Source organism: Chitinilyticum aquatile DSM 21506 (assembly GCF_000430805.1).
GTDB lineage: Bacteria > Pseudomonadota > Gammaproteobacteria > Burkholderiales > Chitinibacteraceae > Chitinilyticum > Chitinilyticum aquatile.
The window spans coordinates 47,507-62,867 of the sequence record NZ_AUMS01000014.1 but is presented as its reverse complement, the minus strand read 5'-3'; the positions used below and the strand labels follow the sequence as shown (position 1 = coordinate 62,867).

General features: G+C 61.8%; 16 protein-coding genes and 1 tRNA gene. 7 read left to right on the top strand and 10 right to left on the bottom strand.

Annotated elements, in window-relative coordinates:
* The 6 genes from H559_RS0110445 to H559_RS0110420 are packed head-to-tail and all read right to left on the bottom strand — an operon-like array spanning nt 1 to nt 6,462.
* Complete coding sequence (locus H559_RS0110445; protein ID WP_028452663.1) at nt 1–963, bottom strand: CgeB family protein; 963 nt, start codon at nt 961–963, stop codon at nt 1–3.
* Nucleotides 951–2,093 (bottom strand): glycosyltransferase family 9 protein, encoded by a 1,143-nt coding sequence (locus H559_RS0110440; protein ID WP_028452662.1) that lies wholly within the window; start codon nt 2,091–2,093, stop codon nt 951–953. The genes H559_RS0110445 and H559_RS0110440 overlap by 13 nt, the downstream gene beginning before the upstream one ends.
* A complete protein-coding gene (locus H559_RS0110435) occupies nt 2,090–3,223 on the bottom strand; it encodes a glycosyltransferase family 4 protein (RefSeq protein ID WP_028452661.1) in 1,134 nt (377 codons plus the stop codon). The genes H559_RS0110440 and H559_RS0110435 overlap by 4 nt, the downstream gene beginning before the upstream one ends.
* Nucleotides 3,220–4,356 carry a glycosyltransferase family 4 protein gene (locus H559_RS0110430; RefSeq protein WP_034640760.1) on the bottom strand — a complete coding sequence of 379 codons (1,137 nt, stop codon included), beginning with the start codon at nt 4,354–4,356 and terminating at the stop codon, nt 3,220–3,222. The genes H559_RS0110435 and H559_RS0110430 overlap by 4 nt, the downstream gene beginning before the upstream one ends.
* A complete protein-coding gene (gene rfaQ, locus H559_RS0110425; RefSeq protein WP_245579363.1) occupies nt 4,353–5,465 on the bottom strand; it encodes a putative lipopolysaccharide heptosyltransferase III in 1,113 nt (370 codons plus the stop codon). Before rfaQ ends, H559_RS0110430 begins: the two co-directional genes overlap by 4 nt.
* A complete protein-coding gene (locus H559_RS0110420) occupies nt 5,458–6,462 on the bottom strand; it encodes an NAD-dependent epimerase (protein WP_028452658.1) in 1,005 nt (334 codons plus the stop codon). The genes rfaQ and H559_RS0110420 overlap by 8 nt, the downstream gene beginning before the upstream one ends.
* A gap of 185 nt (nt 6,463–6,647) precedes the next feature.
* On the opposite strand from H559_RS0110420, the gene H559_RS0110415 reads away from it, so the two are divergent.
* The 5 genes from H559_RS0110415 (at nt 6,648) to H559_RS22670 (ending at nt 10,489) form a co-directional block, all read left to right on the top strand.
* Nucleotides 6,648–6,977: a hypothetical protein gene (locus tag H559_RS0110415; RefSeq protein ID WP_028452657.1), complete on the top strand. Its 330-nt coding sequence runs from the start codon at nt 6,648–6,650 to the stop codon at nt 6,975–6,977.
* 62 nt (nt 6,978–7,039) lie between these two features.
* Nucleotides 7,040–7,966 (top strand): alpha/beta fold hydrolase, encoded by a 927-nt coding sequence (locus tag H559_RS19880; RefSeq protein ID WP_051279277.1) that lies wholly within the window; start codon nt 7,040–7,042, stop codon nt 7,964–7,966.
* Nucleotides 7,911–8,969, top strand: a complete 1,059-nt coding sequence (locus H559_RS0110405; protein WP_211230924.1) for a threonine aldolase family protein — start codon at nt 7,911–7,913, stop codon at nt 8,967–8,969. The genes H559_RS19880 and H559_RS0110405 overlap by 56 nt, the downstream gene beginning before the upstream one ends.
* Before the next feature lie 25 nt (nt 8,970–8,994).
* Nucleotides 8,995–9,921, top strand: a complete 927-nt coding sequence (locus H559_RS0110400; protein ID WP_028452655.1) for a DUF7916 family protein — start codon at nt 8,995–8,997, stop codon at nt 9,919–9,921.
* 94 nt (nt 9,922–10,015) lie between these two features.
* Nucleotides 10,016–10,489, top strand: a complete 474-nt coding sequence (locus tag H559_RS22670) for a hypothetical protein (protein ID WP_155845373.1) — start codon at nt 10,016–10,018, stop codon at nt 10,487–10,489.
* A 120-nt stretch (nt 10,490–10,609) separates the two neighbouring features.
* Here the strand turns inward: H559_RS22670 and obgE are convergent, their stop codons facing one another.
* The 3 genes from obgE to rplU all read right to left on the bottom strand — a co-directional run bounded on the left by obgE (nt 10,610) and on the right by rplU (nt 12,565).
* Nucleotides 10,610–11,788 carry a GTPase ObgE gene (gene obgE, locus H559_RS19875; RefSeq protein WP_051279275.1) on the bottom strand — a complete coding sequence of 393 codons (1,179 nt, stop codon included), beginning with the start codon at nt 11,786–11,788 and terminating at the stop codon, nt 10,610–10,612.
* A 167-nt stretch (nt 11,789–11,955) separates the two neighbouring features.
* A complete protein-coding gene (gene rpmA, locus H559_RS0110385; protein WP_028452653.1) occupies nt 11,956–12,234 on the bottom strand; it encodes a 50S ribosomal protein L27 in 279 nt (92 codons plus the stop codon).
* Nucleotides 12,235–12,253: 19 nt separating this feature from the next.
* Entirely contained in the window at nt 12,254–12,565 is a 312-nt protein-coding gene (gene rplU / locus H559_RS0110380; RefSeq protein ID WP_028452652.1) for a 50S ribosomal protein L21, read from the bottom strand.
* Nucleotides 12,566–12,807: 242 nt separating this feature from the next.
* Here rplU and ispB point away from each other — a divergent pair, with 242 nt between their 5' ends.
* The gene (ispB, locus tag H559_RS0110375) at nt 12,808–13,770 is read left to right on the top strand and encodes an octaprenyl diphosphate synthase (RefSeq protein WP_028452651.1); all 963 of its coding nucleotides are present in this window, start codon (nt 12,808–12,810) and stop codon (nt 13,768–13,770) included.
* 93 nt (nt 13,771–13,863) lie between these two features.
* Nucleotides 13,864–13,940 (top strand) — tRNA-Pro (locus tag H559_RS0110370).
* A gap of 116 nt (nt 13,941–14,056) precedes the next feature.
* Here the strand turns inward: H559_RS0110370 and H559_RS21720 are convergent.
* Entirely contained in the window at nt 14,057–15,328 is a 1,272-nt protein-coding gene (locus H559_RS21720) for an RDD family protein (protein ID WP_081412995.1), read from the bottom strand.
* Nucleotides 15,329–15,361 lie beyond the last annotated feature (33 nt).

Sequence of the window (15,361 nt, the reverse complement as noted above, 5' to 3'; positions counted from 1 at the left end):
TCAGAGCAGCTCCAGAATCTGCCGGCAACGGATGCCGTAATGATGGTGGGCGCGCACGTGCGCCAGCCCGGTAGCGGCAATTTGCCGGCCAGCTGCAAGGTCGGTACTGTAGCGCGCGGCGAGTTCATGCAGCTCGTTTTCGTCACGCCAGACCAGCAGATGTTCCCCGGGTGTGAAGTAATCAGCAATTTCCGCCACCCAGTCGGTCAGGAGCAACGCGCCGCAGGCCGGCACTTCAAAGAGGCGCAGGTTCAGCGCGCCGCCGACGCCCTGCCAGTTGTGGATGTTCAGGTTGACCGCGCTTTGCGCATAGACCTTTGCCGTATCAGTACCGAAGGCCGGCGGGTGGTCGATGATGTTCGTGCCGCGCGCCTTGTCCCAGCCGGGGCCAAAGGCGTGCACCGGCTGCGGGATACGGTTGAGAATACCCTGCCGGTATTCGCCCTGGGTGCCGAGAAAGCTCAGCGGATATTTGATTGGCAGCTCCAGCGGCTGGAAGTCGGCGAGGTTCACGGCGGAAGGCAGATGCTGCGCGCTCACGCCGTGCCGCGCATAAGTCGCGACACTGCCGCGGTCATTGGTGAAATACAGCTCGAAATGCGGCGCATTGATGATCGAGCGATCAAAATCGAGCGGGTCGTCGATCCAGTAGCCGGCGGTGCGAATGCCCGCCTTGCGCAAAAACGCCAGCGTTTCCGGCTGCAGTCGCAGCGGCTTTACGCAGAAAAACAGCTCCGGCTTGAACTGCCTGGCGACGGCTTCGATGTGCCGGTTGAAGGCTTCGTCGTCACGCTGCTGCCAGCCGGCCGGACGCAGCTTGCGCGGCAGATAGCGGTAGAGCGGCATGCGCCAGTCCATGTCGACATACGCCACTTCGTGCCCCAGCTGACTGAAGGCCACGCCAAGATCGCGGCCGTTCTTGCTGGTGCCGGTCGCCAGCGGGCAGCACATCAGGATGCGCATGTCAGCGCCTCCTGGTGTTGCAGCAGGCTAGCCAGGGCCTGCTTGACCCTGTCGAGATCAAGCGCATCCATGCACACGGCCTTCTGGCATTCGCGCGTGCTGCGTCCGCAGCGGCGGATCCAGTCCCTGTGGCGGCGGAACAGGATGGTCTGGTTGCGACAGGCAATCTCTGTTTCGGTCAGCGCGACAAAGGGGCTGTCCGCCCAGAATTGCCCTGCCCCACTGATCAGCGCGTTGCCGGGGCCGAACAGCGCGAGCGTCGGCGTGCCGGTCAGCCGCCCCAGATGCGCGACGCCGGTATCGGGGCAGACCAGTGCGGCGGCACCGGCGAGCAATTGCCACAGTTGCGCCAGATCGAGCTGGCCGGCAAAACTCGGATACAGTTTTTGCGGATCGGCGGCGTCGATCAGCGCGGTTTCCTTCGCGCCTGCGCTCCAGACTGGCTGATAGCCCTGCTGCACCAGCCAGGCGGCAAGCTGCGCCCAGCGATCAGAAGACCAGTTTTTCAGCGGCGTCGATGCGCCAGGGTGCAGTACCACATAGGGCTGGCGCGGAGCATCGAACGGTTTGGCGGCAGGCGTCGGCCAGTCGTTGAGCCGGTAGCGCAGGCTGCCGTCACCCCCGCCCAGTTGCGCGGCCATGTCGCCCCAGGCGGTCGGCCTATCGGGGAAGGGCATGGCTTCGTCGACCGGCCAGTTTTTCCACGCCGGCGTGTCGTCGGCGTGTGCGATGATCCAGCGGCTGCCAGCCGCCAGCGCCAGCCAGGCGTGGCGGTTGTCGCCGGGAACGATGGCCAGATCGTAGGGGCCACTGGCCAGTACTGCCTTGATGGTTCCGGACTGGCGCGGGTCGAAGGCGATCACCTCGACGCCATAGGGCTTGCCGGCATACAGGGGGGTAATGGCCTGCGGACAAGTCATGCAAAGGGTTGCAGACGGATACCCTTGGCGAAGTGCCGCCAGCAGCGCGGTCAGCATCAGCGTATCGCCCAGCAGCAGATGGTGCGCGATCAGGATGCGGCGGATTTCAGCGGGCCGCTGGCGTTGGCCCGCAAGGCGCGCGAGCAGTTGCCCGGCAAAGCGCGGCAGCGCCCGGGCAAAGAGTAGCAAGCGACCGGCCGCTCGGCTCATGCACCAGCCTTGATGGCGTTGTCGAACACCACGGTCATTGCGTCGAGCATATGCTCGCTGCCAAAGCGCGCCTGCGCGCGAGCCAGTGCCGCGTTGGCCATCTGTTCACGCAAATCCGCATCGCCCATCAGTTTCGCCAGTGCGGCTTCCAGTTGGTCGAGCTGGCGCGGCGCGACCAGATAGCCCGTTTCGCCGTCGATGACCGCTTCGGCAATGGCGCCGACCGTGGTCGACACCACCGGCAGGCGGCTAGCCATCGCCTGCATCAGCCCCTGCGGCACGCCCTCGTTGCCGTAGGACGGCAGGGTGAACAGATCAAAGGCCTGCAGCCATTGCTCGACGTCCTCGCGGTTGCCGACAAAGCGCACCGAATCCGCGATGCCCAGATCAGAGGTCTGTTTCTCGAGGTTTTCGCGCTGCGGGCCATCGCCGCAGATCACCAGTTGCCAGTCGGGAAAGCGCGTCTGCAGCTTTGCCCACACCGGCAGCAGGTCGCAGTGGCCTTTCCAGCTGCGCAGCGTGGCAACGATGCCCAGCGTCGGGCGATCAGCAAGACCGAGCTTGGCGCGCTGCGCGACGCGGTCCCCGGGGCAGTAGCGCGTGAGGTCGATGCCGGTCGGAATCGACACCATGTGTTCCAGCGGATAGCGGTTGTCCGCATGCAGCGTCTGGCGCAGTTTTTCGCCGGTGGTGACGATGTGGCGGGTGGCCTGCAGATACAGCCAGCGCGTGAAGGGCAGATTGTTGATCGCGGTCGACACATGCCGCGTGCGCACTACCGGCGGCATGCCGTAAACCGTGAGGCCAGCCAGCGCGATCAGCCAGGCGTCGGTCGAGCTGTGCGTGTTGATCACGTCGAAGTCCTGTGCGTGCCGGGCCAGGTACTGGCGCATTGCCCACAGGCTAGACAGACGCTTCTTGAAGATCGGCAGCTCGACCACCGGAATGCCACGCTGTTTGGCCGCCTTGGCGATGTTCGAATCCGGGCAGGCAAGAATGGTGGCGGCGTGGCCGCGCGCGATCATGCCGGCGGCTTCCGTCAGGATGCGGATTTCCTGACCGCCCCAGCCGCAGGAGGACTCGGTGTGCAGGATGCGCAGCGCGTGCGGCGCGCTCGGGGTATGGCTCATTCGTCTTGTTCCGTTATCAGCAGGCTCGCATACAGGGCTTCGAGCTCCTGTCCCATGCGCTCAAGGGTAAAGGGTTTGGCGGTTGCGCGCGCGTTGGCGCGCAATGCCGGCCAGTCAGCGCGGCGATTCAGCCAGTCAATGAGCGCTGCGGCAAAGCCGTCGACATCCAGCGCATCGCGAACCCAGCCGTTGTCGCCTTCCGCAATCCATTCCGCCGCGCCACACATCGTGCTGGTGAACACCGGTAGTCCGCAGGCGAGCGCTTCGACGCAGACATTCGGGAAGGGATCGTACAGCGTCGGCAGGATCAGCGCATCGGCGGCGCCGTAAACCGGCTTCACGTCGTTGACCGCGCCGAGGAAGCGCACGCGTTCGCTCACACCCAGTGCCGCTGCCTGCTGTTCGTAGCGCTTGCGTGCCTTGTCGTGCCCGGCAATAACAAGGTATGTGTCTGCAGCCCTTGCAATAACTTGCAAGCAGACTGATACCCCTTTGCGCTCATAGCCGGAGCCGACGTAGGCCAGCAGCGGTGCATGTTGCGGAATACCCCAGGCCTGGCGCTGGATATAACGGTATTTCTCGGCAACCTTCGGACTGAACGCCTCCGTGTCGACACCGTTATAGATCACGCACAGCTTGTCAGCCGGCACGTGGAAACGGGTGGCAATCTGCCGCCTCACCAGTTCCGAATTGCAGATCACCATCTTCAGCTTCGGGTCGGCAAACATGGCGCGCTCTGCGGCCAGAATGTGACGGTGAAAAGGACTGTAGCCGCGCAGCCGGTTGGCCAGCGGCGTCTGCGTGCGGGCGTACTGTTCGAGCCACACGGCATGCACACCGTCGCCGGCGCGGAAAATGTCGCAGCCAGGAATGCGCTCGTGGCTTTGCACCAGATCGAAACGGTGGAATTGTTTCTGCGCCGCGTGGGCAAAAGCCTTCTCGCGCCAGGCGCGGCCCAGATGGAAGGGGCGCAGCTTTTCGCAGTGCCAGCCACCGCTATCCTGCCAGTCACGGGTCAGCAAAGTGACATCGAGCGCCTGACGCTGACACAGGGTTTTCAGTGCGCGAGAGACAAAGCGTTCCGCGCCGCCGTGTGGGTTGTATTTCTGTCGGACAATGGCCAGTCGGATCATCGTGGCACCTTTGCAAGTAACTCATCGAGTGCTGCAAGCACGCTAGTGGGCGCGATGGCGGCCAAGCAATCGCTGACCTTGCCGCCGCCGCAACCGTCCTGGCCGCAGGGACGGCAGGGGAAATCGGCGGTGAGCAGGCGATGCGGCACCTGCCACGGCCCCCATTCGATATTGCCGGACGGGCCGAATAGCGCGACGGTCGGGGTCTGCAGCGCCGCGGCCAGGTGCATCGGCACCGAATCGACGCCGACAAAGGCGCGTGCTGATGCGATCAGTGCGCCAAGTTCTTTCAGGTTGAGTTGTCCGGACAGATCCAGCGCCACCGGGCGGGCGAGTGCCGCGTTCAGTTGCGCGACCCAGTCCATTTCCGCCTTGGCCGGCGCGGCCGACAGCACCACCTGCTCGCCGCGTGCAGTGAGCGCATCAATCAGTGCCGCCATGTGCGCTACTGGCCAAGTCTTGAACAGCCAGCGCGAGGTCGGGTGGATCAGGATGAAGCGTTTGGCTTCGACGCCGGCGGCGGCCAGTTTCATTGCGACGCTGACGTCTGCCGCTTCGCCGGCGACAAATTGCAGCGCCTTTTTGACTGGCTGGATGCCGATGCGGCGCAGCGCGTCGAGGTGCATTTCCACCGTGTGGCGCGTATTGCCGCGCGGAATCGGGAACAGGTGGGTAAAGGATTTCTTCCACGCGCGGTCAGCCCACTTGCTGTCGCGCTGCGCCTTCGGGGCGACGGCAATCGCCGGTTTCAGCCAGCGCGCCAATCTTGCACCGTGCCAGTGATCGGTGAGATTCACGATCAGATCGTATTTGCGCGCTTTCAGCGTCCGGAACAGCGGCCACCAGCGCCTGAGTTGGGCGGTCGGGTTCAGCGTGCGCCAGTCGCGGCCGATGGTGTGCAGTTGTGCGAGCCCCGGATGCAGGCTGAGCATCTCGCGCGTGTCGTGGTACACCAGCGCGTCGATCTCGGCCTCGGGGTATTGCGCTGCAAGTTCCGCGATTACTGGGCTGGCGAGCAATACGTCACCGTGGTGGCGCAGCTTGATCACCAGCGCGCGCTTGACCTGCGGGCGCGGCAGCGGGCTGGCGACGATGAGGCGCTCAGACACCGTAGAAATCCTTGAACCAGACCACAAAGCGGCGCAACCCTTCATCGATATTGACCGGATTCACTTCACCGATCACGCGGGTCAGCGCACTGGTGTCGGCGGCGGTTTCCAGCACGTCGCCATCCTGCATCGGCAGGAAGCGCTTGCTGGCCTCGCGACCAAGATGCTTTTCGAGCGTTCCGATGAAATCCATCAGGTTCACCGGATTGCTGCCGCCGATATTCAGGATGCGATACGGTGCCCAGCTGCTGCCGTTCACCGGCTTGAGCACATCGAAGGCCGGGTCTGCCTGCGGCGGTAGCGGCAACAGGCGCACGATGCCTTCGACAATGTCGTCGATGTAGGTAAAGTCGCGGCGCATCTGTCCGTGGTTGTAGACGTCGATGGCCTCGCCGCGCATGATCTTCTGCGCGAAGCTGAAATAGGCCATGTCCGGTCGGCCCCAGGGGCCGTAGACGGTAAAGAAGCGCAAGCCGGTCACCGGCAGGCCGTAGAGGTGGGCGTAGGAGTGCGCCATGCCCTCGTTGGCCTTCTTGGTCGCGGCGTAGAAGCTCACCGGATGGTCGGTCGGGTCGGTTTCCGCAAACGGCAACTTGCGGTTGCCGCCGTACACGCTCGACGAGCTCGCGAAGATCAGGTGGCCGACTTTGCCGTGGCGGCAGCCTTCCAGAATTTGCGTAAAGCCGGTGAGATTCGACGCGCTGTAGGCCAGTGGCTGCTGCAGGGAATAACGCACCCCGGCCTGCGCGGCGAGATGCACGACCGCATCAAAGCCCCCATCGCGGATCAGCATCCGGGTGGCATCGTCGGCCACGTCCTGCCGGATGAAACGGTAGTTGGCCTGACCCTCGAGGCGCGCCAGCCGCGCCGTTTTCAATGCCGGGTCATAGTAATCGTTGCAGTTGTCGATGCCCACAACCTGGTGGCCGAGCGCGAGCAGACGCTCGCTCAGGTGCATGCCGATAAAGCCGGCGCTGCCGGTCACCAGTATTTTCATGGGGCTCATCCTCGTACGGCGCCAGCGCCGCCACTGCAAACCCTGCATTATATCAGCTTGCCTACCCTTTACCGCTTCTGCCGCAATATGACCAATTCCGTGCGCTTACGACATGCCTCCGCCTGCTTGTTGCCTCGTAGCACCCATGGGTAAACTGCCCCGAATTCCATTTGCAATGGCACCCCATGCTGCACCAGTTCCTGCTCGATTACCTGATGCCCGTCTGCCTGTTTGGCACCGCCTTCGGCGTGCTGGCTTATTTCTACTACCTCAACAAGCTGCACGACATCATCCGTGATCATTATCCCGGCCTGCTCGAATATGATCCGCACGACTACCGCGTCAACCTCGACCAGCCATTCCAGGCGCTGAAGGATGTCCCGCCCATCCTGAAAAGCGGCGCCTGGCGGCAGTTCCCGACAACGGAGCATGTGCAACTCTGCCAGCGCGCCCGCCTCGCCGACCGGCTGTGGATGATCTGCGGGGCATGCCTTTTCCTGCCGTTTTTCATTTAGGCCCGCCAACTTGTAATCGTTAAATTAGGGGAGAGAATGAAAGGCTCCACTGGTGTCACAGAATGATTCAGGATTCAAGGCAACGCAGCAGAGACACAGAAGCAATCACCCTGCTTTTGCTCCCTGGACTTGATGGCACAGGCCAGCTGTTTGAACCACTCCTTGAGCAACTGCCACCATTCATTAAGCCGCTGATTCAGAACTATCCTGTTGATGCATCCCTAGGCTACTCAGAACTGGGCCAGTTGGTGCTGGACAACCTGCCGAACGACAAGCCGATATTTGTCCTTGGTGAATCGTTTTCCGGGCCAATTGCCATGCAGGTCGCAGCAAGCAGGCCGGAGCAGGTTCAGGGCTTGATCCTCTGCTGCACCTTCGTTCGCAATCCGAGCGTCATGCTTGGATTGTTCAAAAGGGCAATCGACTACCTGCCATTCAGCCATATGCCGCACGGCGCGATGCTCGCCATGCTGGTCAATCAAGCCAATCTGCCCATAGCAGCAAAATTGGCGCCCATACTCACCAGCTTGCCAGACCAGCTCATCCGGAAACGACTTCATGAAGTAAGTGAAATCGACGCAAGTGCTGCACTTGAACAAATCCGCTGCCCGATTCTGTCACTCCGCGGTAACGCAGACAGACTGGTCCCAGCCTCGGCAGACAAACCTATCAGCCTTCTTGCGGGCGAACGACTGCAGACAAGGACTCTGGCCGGCCCGCATGCCTTGCTGCAATGCAATCCGCAAGCCGTCGCCGAGGAATTGGAACACTTCATCGGCGCTCAGCGACGCTTCTGTGAGAGTAGGAATCCACGGCTACCACTGCTGCGGTTTCTCCCGATCCTGCCCAGTAGCAAGCCGGTTTATAATTTCTGCAAACTTTCTGGCGGCGATCCCGCCATGCAGCCCCAGCACCATGCAGCAGGAGATCCCCATGCGCTACGACTTCGCCAGCGACAACACCGCAGGCATCTGCCCCGAAGCCCTTGATGCCTTTTTGCAGGCCAACGCGGGCTGCCATGCCTCCTACGGGCAGGATGACTGGACGGTGCAGGCTGCGGATGCCATCCGCCAGACATTCGAGCACCCCGATGCCGACGTCTTTTTCGTATTCAACGGCACGGCGGCCAATTCGCTGGCGCTGGCGTCGCTGTGCCAGAGCTACCACAGCGTGATCTGCCACGAGCAGGCGCACGTGGAAACCGACGAGTGTGGCGGGCCGGAGTTTTTCTCCAATGGCACCAAGCTGCTGCTGGGGCGCGGGCCGAACGGCAAGCTCTGGCCGGATGAAATCGACCGGCTGGTGGCACGCCGCAGCGACATCCATTACCCGAAGCCCAAGGTGGTGACGATCACGCAGTCGACGGAAAGCGGCACAGTCTACGCACCCTCTGAAGTAGCCGAACTGAGCGCCCACGCGCGACGCCACGGCCTGCACGTCCACATGGACGGCGCGCGTTTTGCCAATGCCTGCGCCAGCCTCGGCTGCAGCCCGGCCGCACTGAGCTGGCAGGCCGGCGTGGAAGTGCTGTCGCTGGGGGGCACAAAACTCGGCATGCCCGTGGGCGAGGCCATCGTGTTTTTCGACCGCAGCCTGTCGGAAGACTTTGCCTACCGCTGCAAGCAGGCCGGCCAGCTGGCGTCGAAAATGCGCTACCTGTCGGCGCCGTGGGTTGGCGTCCTGAAGGACGGCATCTGGCTACGCCATGCCGCGCACGCCAATGCGATGGCGACACGGCTCGCCGAGGGCTTTCGCCAGATTCCCGGCATCGAACTGCTGTTTCCGGTGGAAGCCAACGCGGTTTTCGCCCGAATCGACAGCCGCGTGCAGCGCCGCCTGAGCGCCATGGGCTGGGCGTTCTACGGCTTCATCAACGAAGGGGGCGCCCGTTTCGTGTGCTCCTGGGCCACGCAGGCCGACGATGTCGATGCGCTGCTGCAGGCCGTGCGCGAAGCCATCATCGAAACCATGGCCGACCCGAGTATCCGCTGATTCACCCTGCACAAGGAAAAGCACCATGTCCAAACGCCTGCTCGACTGCAACGCCTCCGACTTTGCCAGCATGGACAAGGCGGCGCTGCTCTACGCCATCCGCGCCAGCGAAGGCCGCGTGCTGCTCAGTGAAAGCATCGTCGCTGTGCCGCCGCTGCTGGGCACGATCAGCAATGCCGAGTTGAGTGCTGCCAACGGCGCCGACCTGCTGCTACTGAATTTGTTTGATACCCTGCAGCCAGCCATTCAGGGCCTGCCGCCCGGCATTGCGCCGGAAAACATGCTGCGCGAACTGCAGCGCCTGACCGGCCGTCCCGTCGGCGTGAATCTGGAAGCCGTCGACCCGGAACACGCGCAGCAGCACGATGAAATCTGGCAGATGACGGCCGGGCGCGCCGCCACCCCCAAGAACGCGTTGCGGCTGGCTGACATGGGCGCACGGTTCATCGTGCTGACCGGCAACCCGAACAACGGCGTGAGCAACCGCGCCATTGCCGGCGCCCTGCAGGCCATCCGCGCGGCAGTCGGCGAACGCCTGATCCTGATCACCGGCAAGATGCACGGCGCCGGCATGGTGCGCGAAAGCGGCGGTCAGCTCATCGGCCCGGACGACGTGCGCCTGTTTGCCGAACAGGGTGCCGACATCATCCTGCTGCCGGCACCGGGGACGATTCCGGGCATGTCGCAGGACGTGGTCAGCCAGCTGATCGCCTGCGCGCACCAGCATGGCACGCTGGCGATGACGGCAATCGGTACGTCACAGGAAGGCGCGGACACCGCGACCATCCGCCAGATTGCACTGATGAGCAAAATGGCCGGCGCCGACCTGCACCACATCGGCGACACCGGTTATCTGGGCATGGCACTGCCGGAGAACATCATGGCCTACAGCATCGCGATCCGCGGCGTGCGGCACACCTACGCGCGCATGGCGCGCTCGGTAAACCGCTAAATACACATGAATCTATTGCCAGCAAGCCCTTCTTTAAAATGGGCTCTGGCTTAATACCCCATTAATATCACTACTAAAATCTCTCGTTACCGCGATGGCAGAAGCCCTGGTTGCCCAAGCCGCCAGAACCCGGGCAGGCAACCCCCTACTCCTTGCTCACTGTCAAAATCAACCCATCAAATACTTACCAGAAATTGACTCTGAGATTGCTTTTTGGCAAATTGGTGTAGTCCGATTTGGCAACCACCACAGGAAAGCTCATATGCCACAACTCACCCTGACCCGCGACAGCGGTCTGACAGATCGCAGGGAAAACTATCAGGTACTTATCAATGACAAGGTGGTGAATACCATTGCCGATGGTCAGTCGCTCAGCCTTGTTCTTGAACCGGGCGAGCACACACTGCAAGTTGCCTTACGCAATGCGAAAACAAAGCGAATTGCATTCACAGTCGAACAGCACGATGTGGCGTTCTCGGTAAGAAGCAATCTGCGAGGCTGGAAAATCCTGCTAGCGGGCATTTTTACCCTGCTGCCATCGCAATGTATCGTACTGGAGAAGGCCTGAGCTTATCGGCCAGCCCCAAGGGTATGCATCCAAAACCTTTGATATCAAAAGTCTTAGGCAATATACCCAACAAAAAAGGCTTGCCACAGCAAGCCTTTTTTGTTGGGGTGAACGCGCGGATCAGTCGGCGTCGACTTCGCCGGCTTCGTCATCCTCGACTTCGTCCTCGAACACCAGCTTGCGGCGCTCGGCCAGCTCGGCTTCTTCTGCGGCCTTGCGGCGCTCGTCTTCGGCACGCGCCAGTGCCTTGGCGGCATCGAGGTAATCGGCAATCGCGTAGGTCAGCTCGCGGCAGCCTTCGCCGGTCATGCCGGAAATGGTGAATAGGCGTGGACGGGCCGGATCAAAGGCTGCGTATTCGCTGTCATCACCCGCCTGCCAGCCGTAGCCCTCAAGGAAAGCGGCGATGCGCGCCTCGCGCTCGTCTTCCGGAATCATGTCGAGCTTGTTGAGCACCAGCCAGCGCGGCTTGTGATAGAGCTCTTCGTCATACTTGCGCAGCTCTTCGACAATGGCCTTGGCTTCCGCGACCGGATCAACGCCTTCGTCAAACGGCGCCAGATCAACCAGATGCAGCAGAATGCCGGTGCGCTGCAGGTGCTTCAGGAAGCGGTGGCCGAGGCCCGCGCCTTCAGAAGCTCCTTCGATCAGGCCCGGAATATCGGCGATCACGAAGCTGCGCGAGTCATTGATCCGCACCACGCCCAGATTGGGATGCAGCGTGGTGAAGGGATAATCGGCGACCTTGGGCTTGGCTGCGGAAACCGCGCGGATGAAGGTGGACTTGCCGGCGTTGGGCATGCCCAGCAGGCCGATATCGGCCAGCACCTTCAGTTCCAGCTTCAGCTCGCGGCGTTCGCCTTCCAGCCCAGGCGTGGTCTGGCGCGGCGCACGGTTGGTCGACGACTTGAAGTGCAGGTTGCCGAAGCCGCCGTTGCCACCCTTGGCGATGCAGATGCGCTCGCCATTTTTCGTCAGGTCGGCCACCAGCTCGCCGGTTTCGTTATCCGTGATGACGGTGCCTACCGGCATGCGCAGTTCGATGTCTTCGCCACCGGCGCCATAGCGGTCAGCGCCACGGCCGCTTTCGCCATCGGCGGCCTTGTACTTCTTCACGAAGCGGTATTCGACCAGGGTATTGATGCCTTCGTCGGCCACGGCCCAGACCGAGCCGCCCTTGCCGCCGTCGCCGCCATCGGGGCCGCCTCGCGGGATGTATTTTTCGCGGCGCATGCTGGCCGAGCCATTGCCGCCCTTGCCGGCAATGACTTCAATTCGTGCTTCGTCGATGAATTTCATGGGTCTGTGTATCCTGCAAACGCACCTGCGGTGCCTGGCCGGCCGCAATCGGGCGGCGGCGTCGTATCGGGTGTGGCCCCGTCCATCGGACAGGCGCGCCAGACCCAAGAAAAAAGCCCTATTCCGCAGAATAGGGCTTCATGCGCGCTAGCGCAGCCGTGCGCCTGTTAGGCGGCGTCGGCTTCGCCAGTGTACGGAACAACGGTCACGGTGCGACGCTTCAGCGCGCCCTTGACTGCGTACTGTACATAGCCATCAACCTTGGCGAACAGGGTGTGGTCCTTGCCCATGCCGACGTTGTCGCCAGCGTGGAATTCGGTACCGCGCTGACGCACGATGATGGAACCAGCGGGGATCAGCTCGCCGCCGTATACCTTGATACCAAGGCGTTTCGATTCAGAGTCGCGGCCGTTACGGGAACTACCGCCAGCTTTCTTGTGTGCCATGTTGCTTAGCTCCTAAAGATTACTTTTCGATCGCGTCGATGCGGATCTCGGTGTAGTTCTGGCGATGGCCCTGGCGCTTCATGTAGTGCTTGCGGCGGCGCATCTTGAAGATGCGAACCTTTTCACCGCGACCGTGGGAAACCACGGTTGCCTTGATGGCGGCGCCGGCAACAACCGGGGTACCAATTACAACTGCGTCACCGTCTGCCACCATCAATACTTCATTCAGTACGATCTGGCTGTCGATGTCTGCAGCAATCTGTTCTACTTTAAGTTTTTCGCCGATTGCAACTTTGTACTGCTTGCCACCGGTTTTTACGACTGCATACATAACAAGCTCCGTTAAGAGTCACCCAAAATCGCCTGCTGTTTGCGACAGCAAGCGTTCTCCCAAATACGGGAAGCCGGCAAATTTACCCCCATCTGCCAATCACGTCAAGCACTTATGCCGCAACGGGGCATCACGAACATGGCGATCCCGAGCGACGACGGGCGCTTTCTGGTAAGATTTCCGCCTTTGAAATCATCAGCCCCTGCACCTGCGGTGCAGCCCAGTGAGGAATATCCGTGACGATGGAGTTCGTGAAAACCGTGCTTGCCGACGAAATGCCGGCCGTCGACCAGCTGATCCGCACCCGTCTGCACTCCGATGTGGTGCTGGTGCGGCAAGTAGCGGAATACATCGTCAGCTCGGGCGGCAAACGCCTGCGCCCGGTACTGGTTCTGCTCACGGCGCGTGCACTCGGCTATCAGGGTGAACAGCACCGCGAACTGGCCGCCGTCATCGAATTCATCCATACCGCCACGCTGCTGCACGACGATGTGGTCGACGAATCCAGCCTGCGCCGTGGCCGCGATACCGCCAATGCGCTCTTCGGCAATGCCGCCAGCGTACTGGTCGGCGACTTCCTCTACAGCCGCGCCTTCCAGATGATGGTCGGCTGCGATTCGATGCGCATTCTCTCGGTCGTGGCCGACGCCACCAACATCATTGCCGAAGGCGAAGTGTTGCAACTGATGAATATCGGCAACACCGACATCGACGAAGAAGGCTATCTGCAGGTCATCCGCTACAAGACGGCCAAGCTGTTCGAGGCCGCCGCCCGCCTGGGCGCCATCATCAATGGCGCGGATGGAATGACCGAAGCTGCGCTTGCAGCCTATGGCATGCACCTGGGCACCGCCTTCCAGATCATTGATGACGTGCTCGACTACACCGGCAATGCCGACGAAATCGGCAAGAACCTCGGCGACGATCTCTCTGAGGGCAAGCCGACGCTGCCGCTGATCCACGTCATGCGCCACGGCAGCGCGCATGCCGCCTCGGTTGTTCGGACCGCGCTTTCGCAGGCCAGCCGCGACCACTTCGATGCCGTGCTCCATGCCGTACAAACAAGCGGCGCACTCGACTATGCCCGCACCGTGGCACAGGCCGAATCGGAACGCGCCATTGCCTGCCTCGCCGGCCTGCCGGATAACGCTTTCACGCAGGCACTGCACGCACTCGCCCGCATCGCGGTCAACCGCCAGCACTGAGTTTTACTGGCAGTCAGGTGAATCTGTAAAATTTTCTTGACAGCCTGAGGCTGGATTACCATAATGCAGCCCTCAAGTCGCAAGACGAGAAATCGGAGTGTAGCTTAGCCTGGTAGAGCGCTACGTTCGGGACGTAGAGGCCGGAGGTTCGAATCCTCTCACTCCGACCAGGATACTGAAAAAGCCAAGGTGAAAACCTTGGCTTTTTTGCGTCTGCTTTTCGGAGAACACAAAAAACCGGAGCATGAGGCTCCGGTTTTTTGACAGCCAATAAAGACTGCATACTTTATTGCGCGGCGGCAGCCTCGGAAGCCTCCGGGGCTTGCTCCATGTAAGGCTCTTCCTCTGCGGCGGCATCGGATTCGGTTTGCGAACGGGCCTCTTCGTCTGCGGCACGACGTGCATCGGCAACCTTGACGTCGACACAACCCGCCGGCAGCTTGGCCTCCGGGATTTCACTTCCTTCACATTGCCACTGCACATTGCCGTCATCATCCAGGCTCGGCACATATTCCAGTTTGCTGCCGATGAGGGAGGACTTGGTGAAGGAGGCGGTCAGGATGCCGGTATCCGGATCCAGCTCCAGCGTATAGCCTTCGGCCTTGAGTGGCGAATAGCCTGCATCAGCCAGCGAGGCCGGCACTTCTTCATGGCTTTCGTAATACGAGGTCACGGCGACCGAGGCGTTGCGCAGTTCGCTCATCGCGCCTTTCAGTGCGGCCTTCTGCTGGTATTCGACAAACGCGGGGATCGCAATGGCGGCCAGAATGCCGATGACCGCAATCAGGACAAAGAACACGCCGATGCCGATCATCACCCAGACCAGCGCCTTGTTGCCGCCATCCTTACGCTGGCGCACCACGACCACATCGGTAATCAGGTCATGCAGCGCCTGCTTGCGCGCGGTAAAGGGCTGCATCAGGTATCCGATCATCATGATTGATGACAGCATCTTGCTGAAATGCCGGCCAGTGGCGCGGCCAAAGCCGATGCGCTCGCCATCCTGCCGCTGCACGGCCAGGCCGAGCGCGCGCTTGCCCAGCGTTGCGCGGCCTTCGCCGGATTCCATCAGGGCAAAATACAGCCAGGGAATCACGATGGCGACAGCGACGATAGCCAGCAGGCCGGCGATGCCCAGCGAGTCCTCGCTGAAATTGCCGGCGTCCGCACTGACACCAACTCCGATCACCAGCAGGATGACGAAAATCAGCCCGTACACGACGATGGAAATCAGGAAATTATCGAGGAAGTGCGCGGCAAAACGTTCCCAGAAACCGGCGTAGCCACCATGCGGTTCAGCCTCGCCGGGCAGGTTGCCGGCCCGGGTCTGTGCGACGCCAGCCGAAATGGCGTAGGGGTTACCGCTGGCATCGGCAGCGGGGACAGCGGGCGAGGCGGTGTCGGAGCTGACTGCATCCGCGGGCGCGGCGACGGGGTTGCTCAGCGATGCGCTCGGCAGCTTGCCGCCGCAGCGATTGCAAAAACGGGACTGGTCATCATTTTGCTGACCACAGTGCGGGCAAAACATGGGTGTCGGCTTCCTGTTCAGTTCTGACATTGATACCCTGCGTGAAAATTCAGGGTTATGTCA

What these genes read in the sequence shown, in the direction of transcription:
- H559_RS0110445 (WP_028452663.1), bottom strand. Translation starts at nt 963, where the DNA reads ATGCGCATCCTGATGTGCTGCCCGCTGGCGACCGGCACCAGCAAGAAC.
- H559_RS0110440 (WP_028452662.1), bottom strand. Translation starts at nt 2,093, where the DNA reads ATGAGCCGAGCGGCCGGTCGCTTGCTACTCTTTGCCCGGGCGCTGCCG.
- H559_RS0110435 (WP_028452661.1), bottom strand. Translation starts at nt 3,223, where the DNA reads ATGAGCCATACCCCGAGCGCGCCGCACGCGCTGCGCATCCTGCACACC.
- H559_RS0110430 (WP_034640760.1), bottom strand. Translation starts at nt 4,356, where the DNA reads ATGATCCGACTGGCCATTGTCCGACAGAAATACAACCCACACGGCGGC.
- H559_RS0110420 (WP_028452658.1), bottom strand. Translation starts at nt 6,462, where the DNA reads ATGAAAATACTGGTGACCGGCAGCGCCGGCTTTATCGGCATGCACCTG.
- H559_RS0110415 (WP_028452657.1), top strand. Translation starts at nt 6,648, where the DNA reads ATGCTGCACCAGTTCCTGCTCGATTACCTGATGCCCGTCTGCCTGTTT.
- H559_RS19880 (WP_051279277.1), top strand. Translation starts at nt 7,040, where the DNA reads ATGATTCAGGATTCAAGGCAACGCAGCAGAGACACAGAAGCAATCACC.
- H559_RS0110405 (WP_211230924.1), top strand. Translation starts at nt 7,911, where the DNA reads ATGCGCTACGACTTCGCCAGCGACAACACCGCAGGCATCTGCCCCGAA.
- H559_RS0110400 (WP_028452655.1), top strand. Translation starts at nt 8,995, where the DNA reads ATGTCCAAACGCCTGCTCGACTGCAACGCCTCCGACTTTGCCAGCATG.
- H559_RS22670 (WP_155845373.1), top strand. Translation starts at nt 10,016, where the DNA reads ATGGCAGAAGCCCTGGTTGCCCAAGCCGCCAGAACCCGGGCAGGCAAC.
- obgE (WP_051279275.1), bottom strand. Translation starts at nt 11,788, where the DNA reads ATGAAATTCATCGACGAAGCACGAATTGAAGTCATTGCCGGCAAGGGC.
- rpmA (WP_028452653.1), bottom strand. Translation starts at nt 12,234, where the DNA reads ATGGCACACAAGAAAGCTGGCGGTAGTTCCCGTAACGGCCGCGACTCT.
- rplU (WP_028452652.1), bottom strand. Translation starts at nt 12,565, where the DNA reads ATGTATGCAGTCGTAAAAACCGGTGGCAAGCAGTACAAAGTTGCAATC.
- ispB (WP_028452651.1), top strand. Translation starts at nt 12,808, where the DNA reads ATGGAGTTCGTGAAAACCGTGCTTGCCGACGAAATGCCGGCCGTCGAC.
- H559_RS21720 (WP_081412995.1), bottom strand. Translation starts at nt 15,328, where the DNA reads ATGTCAGAACTGAACAGGAAGCCGACACCCATGTTTTGCCCGCACTGT.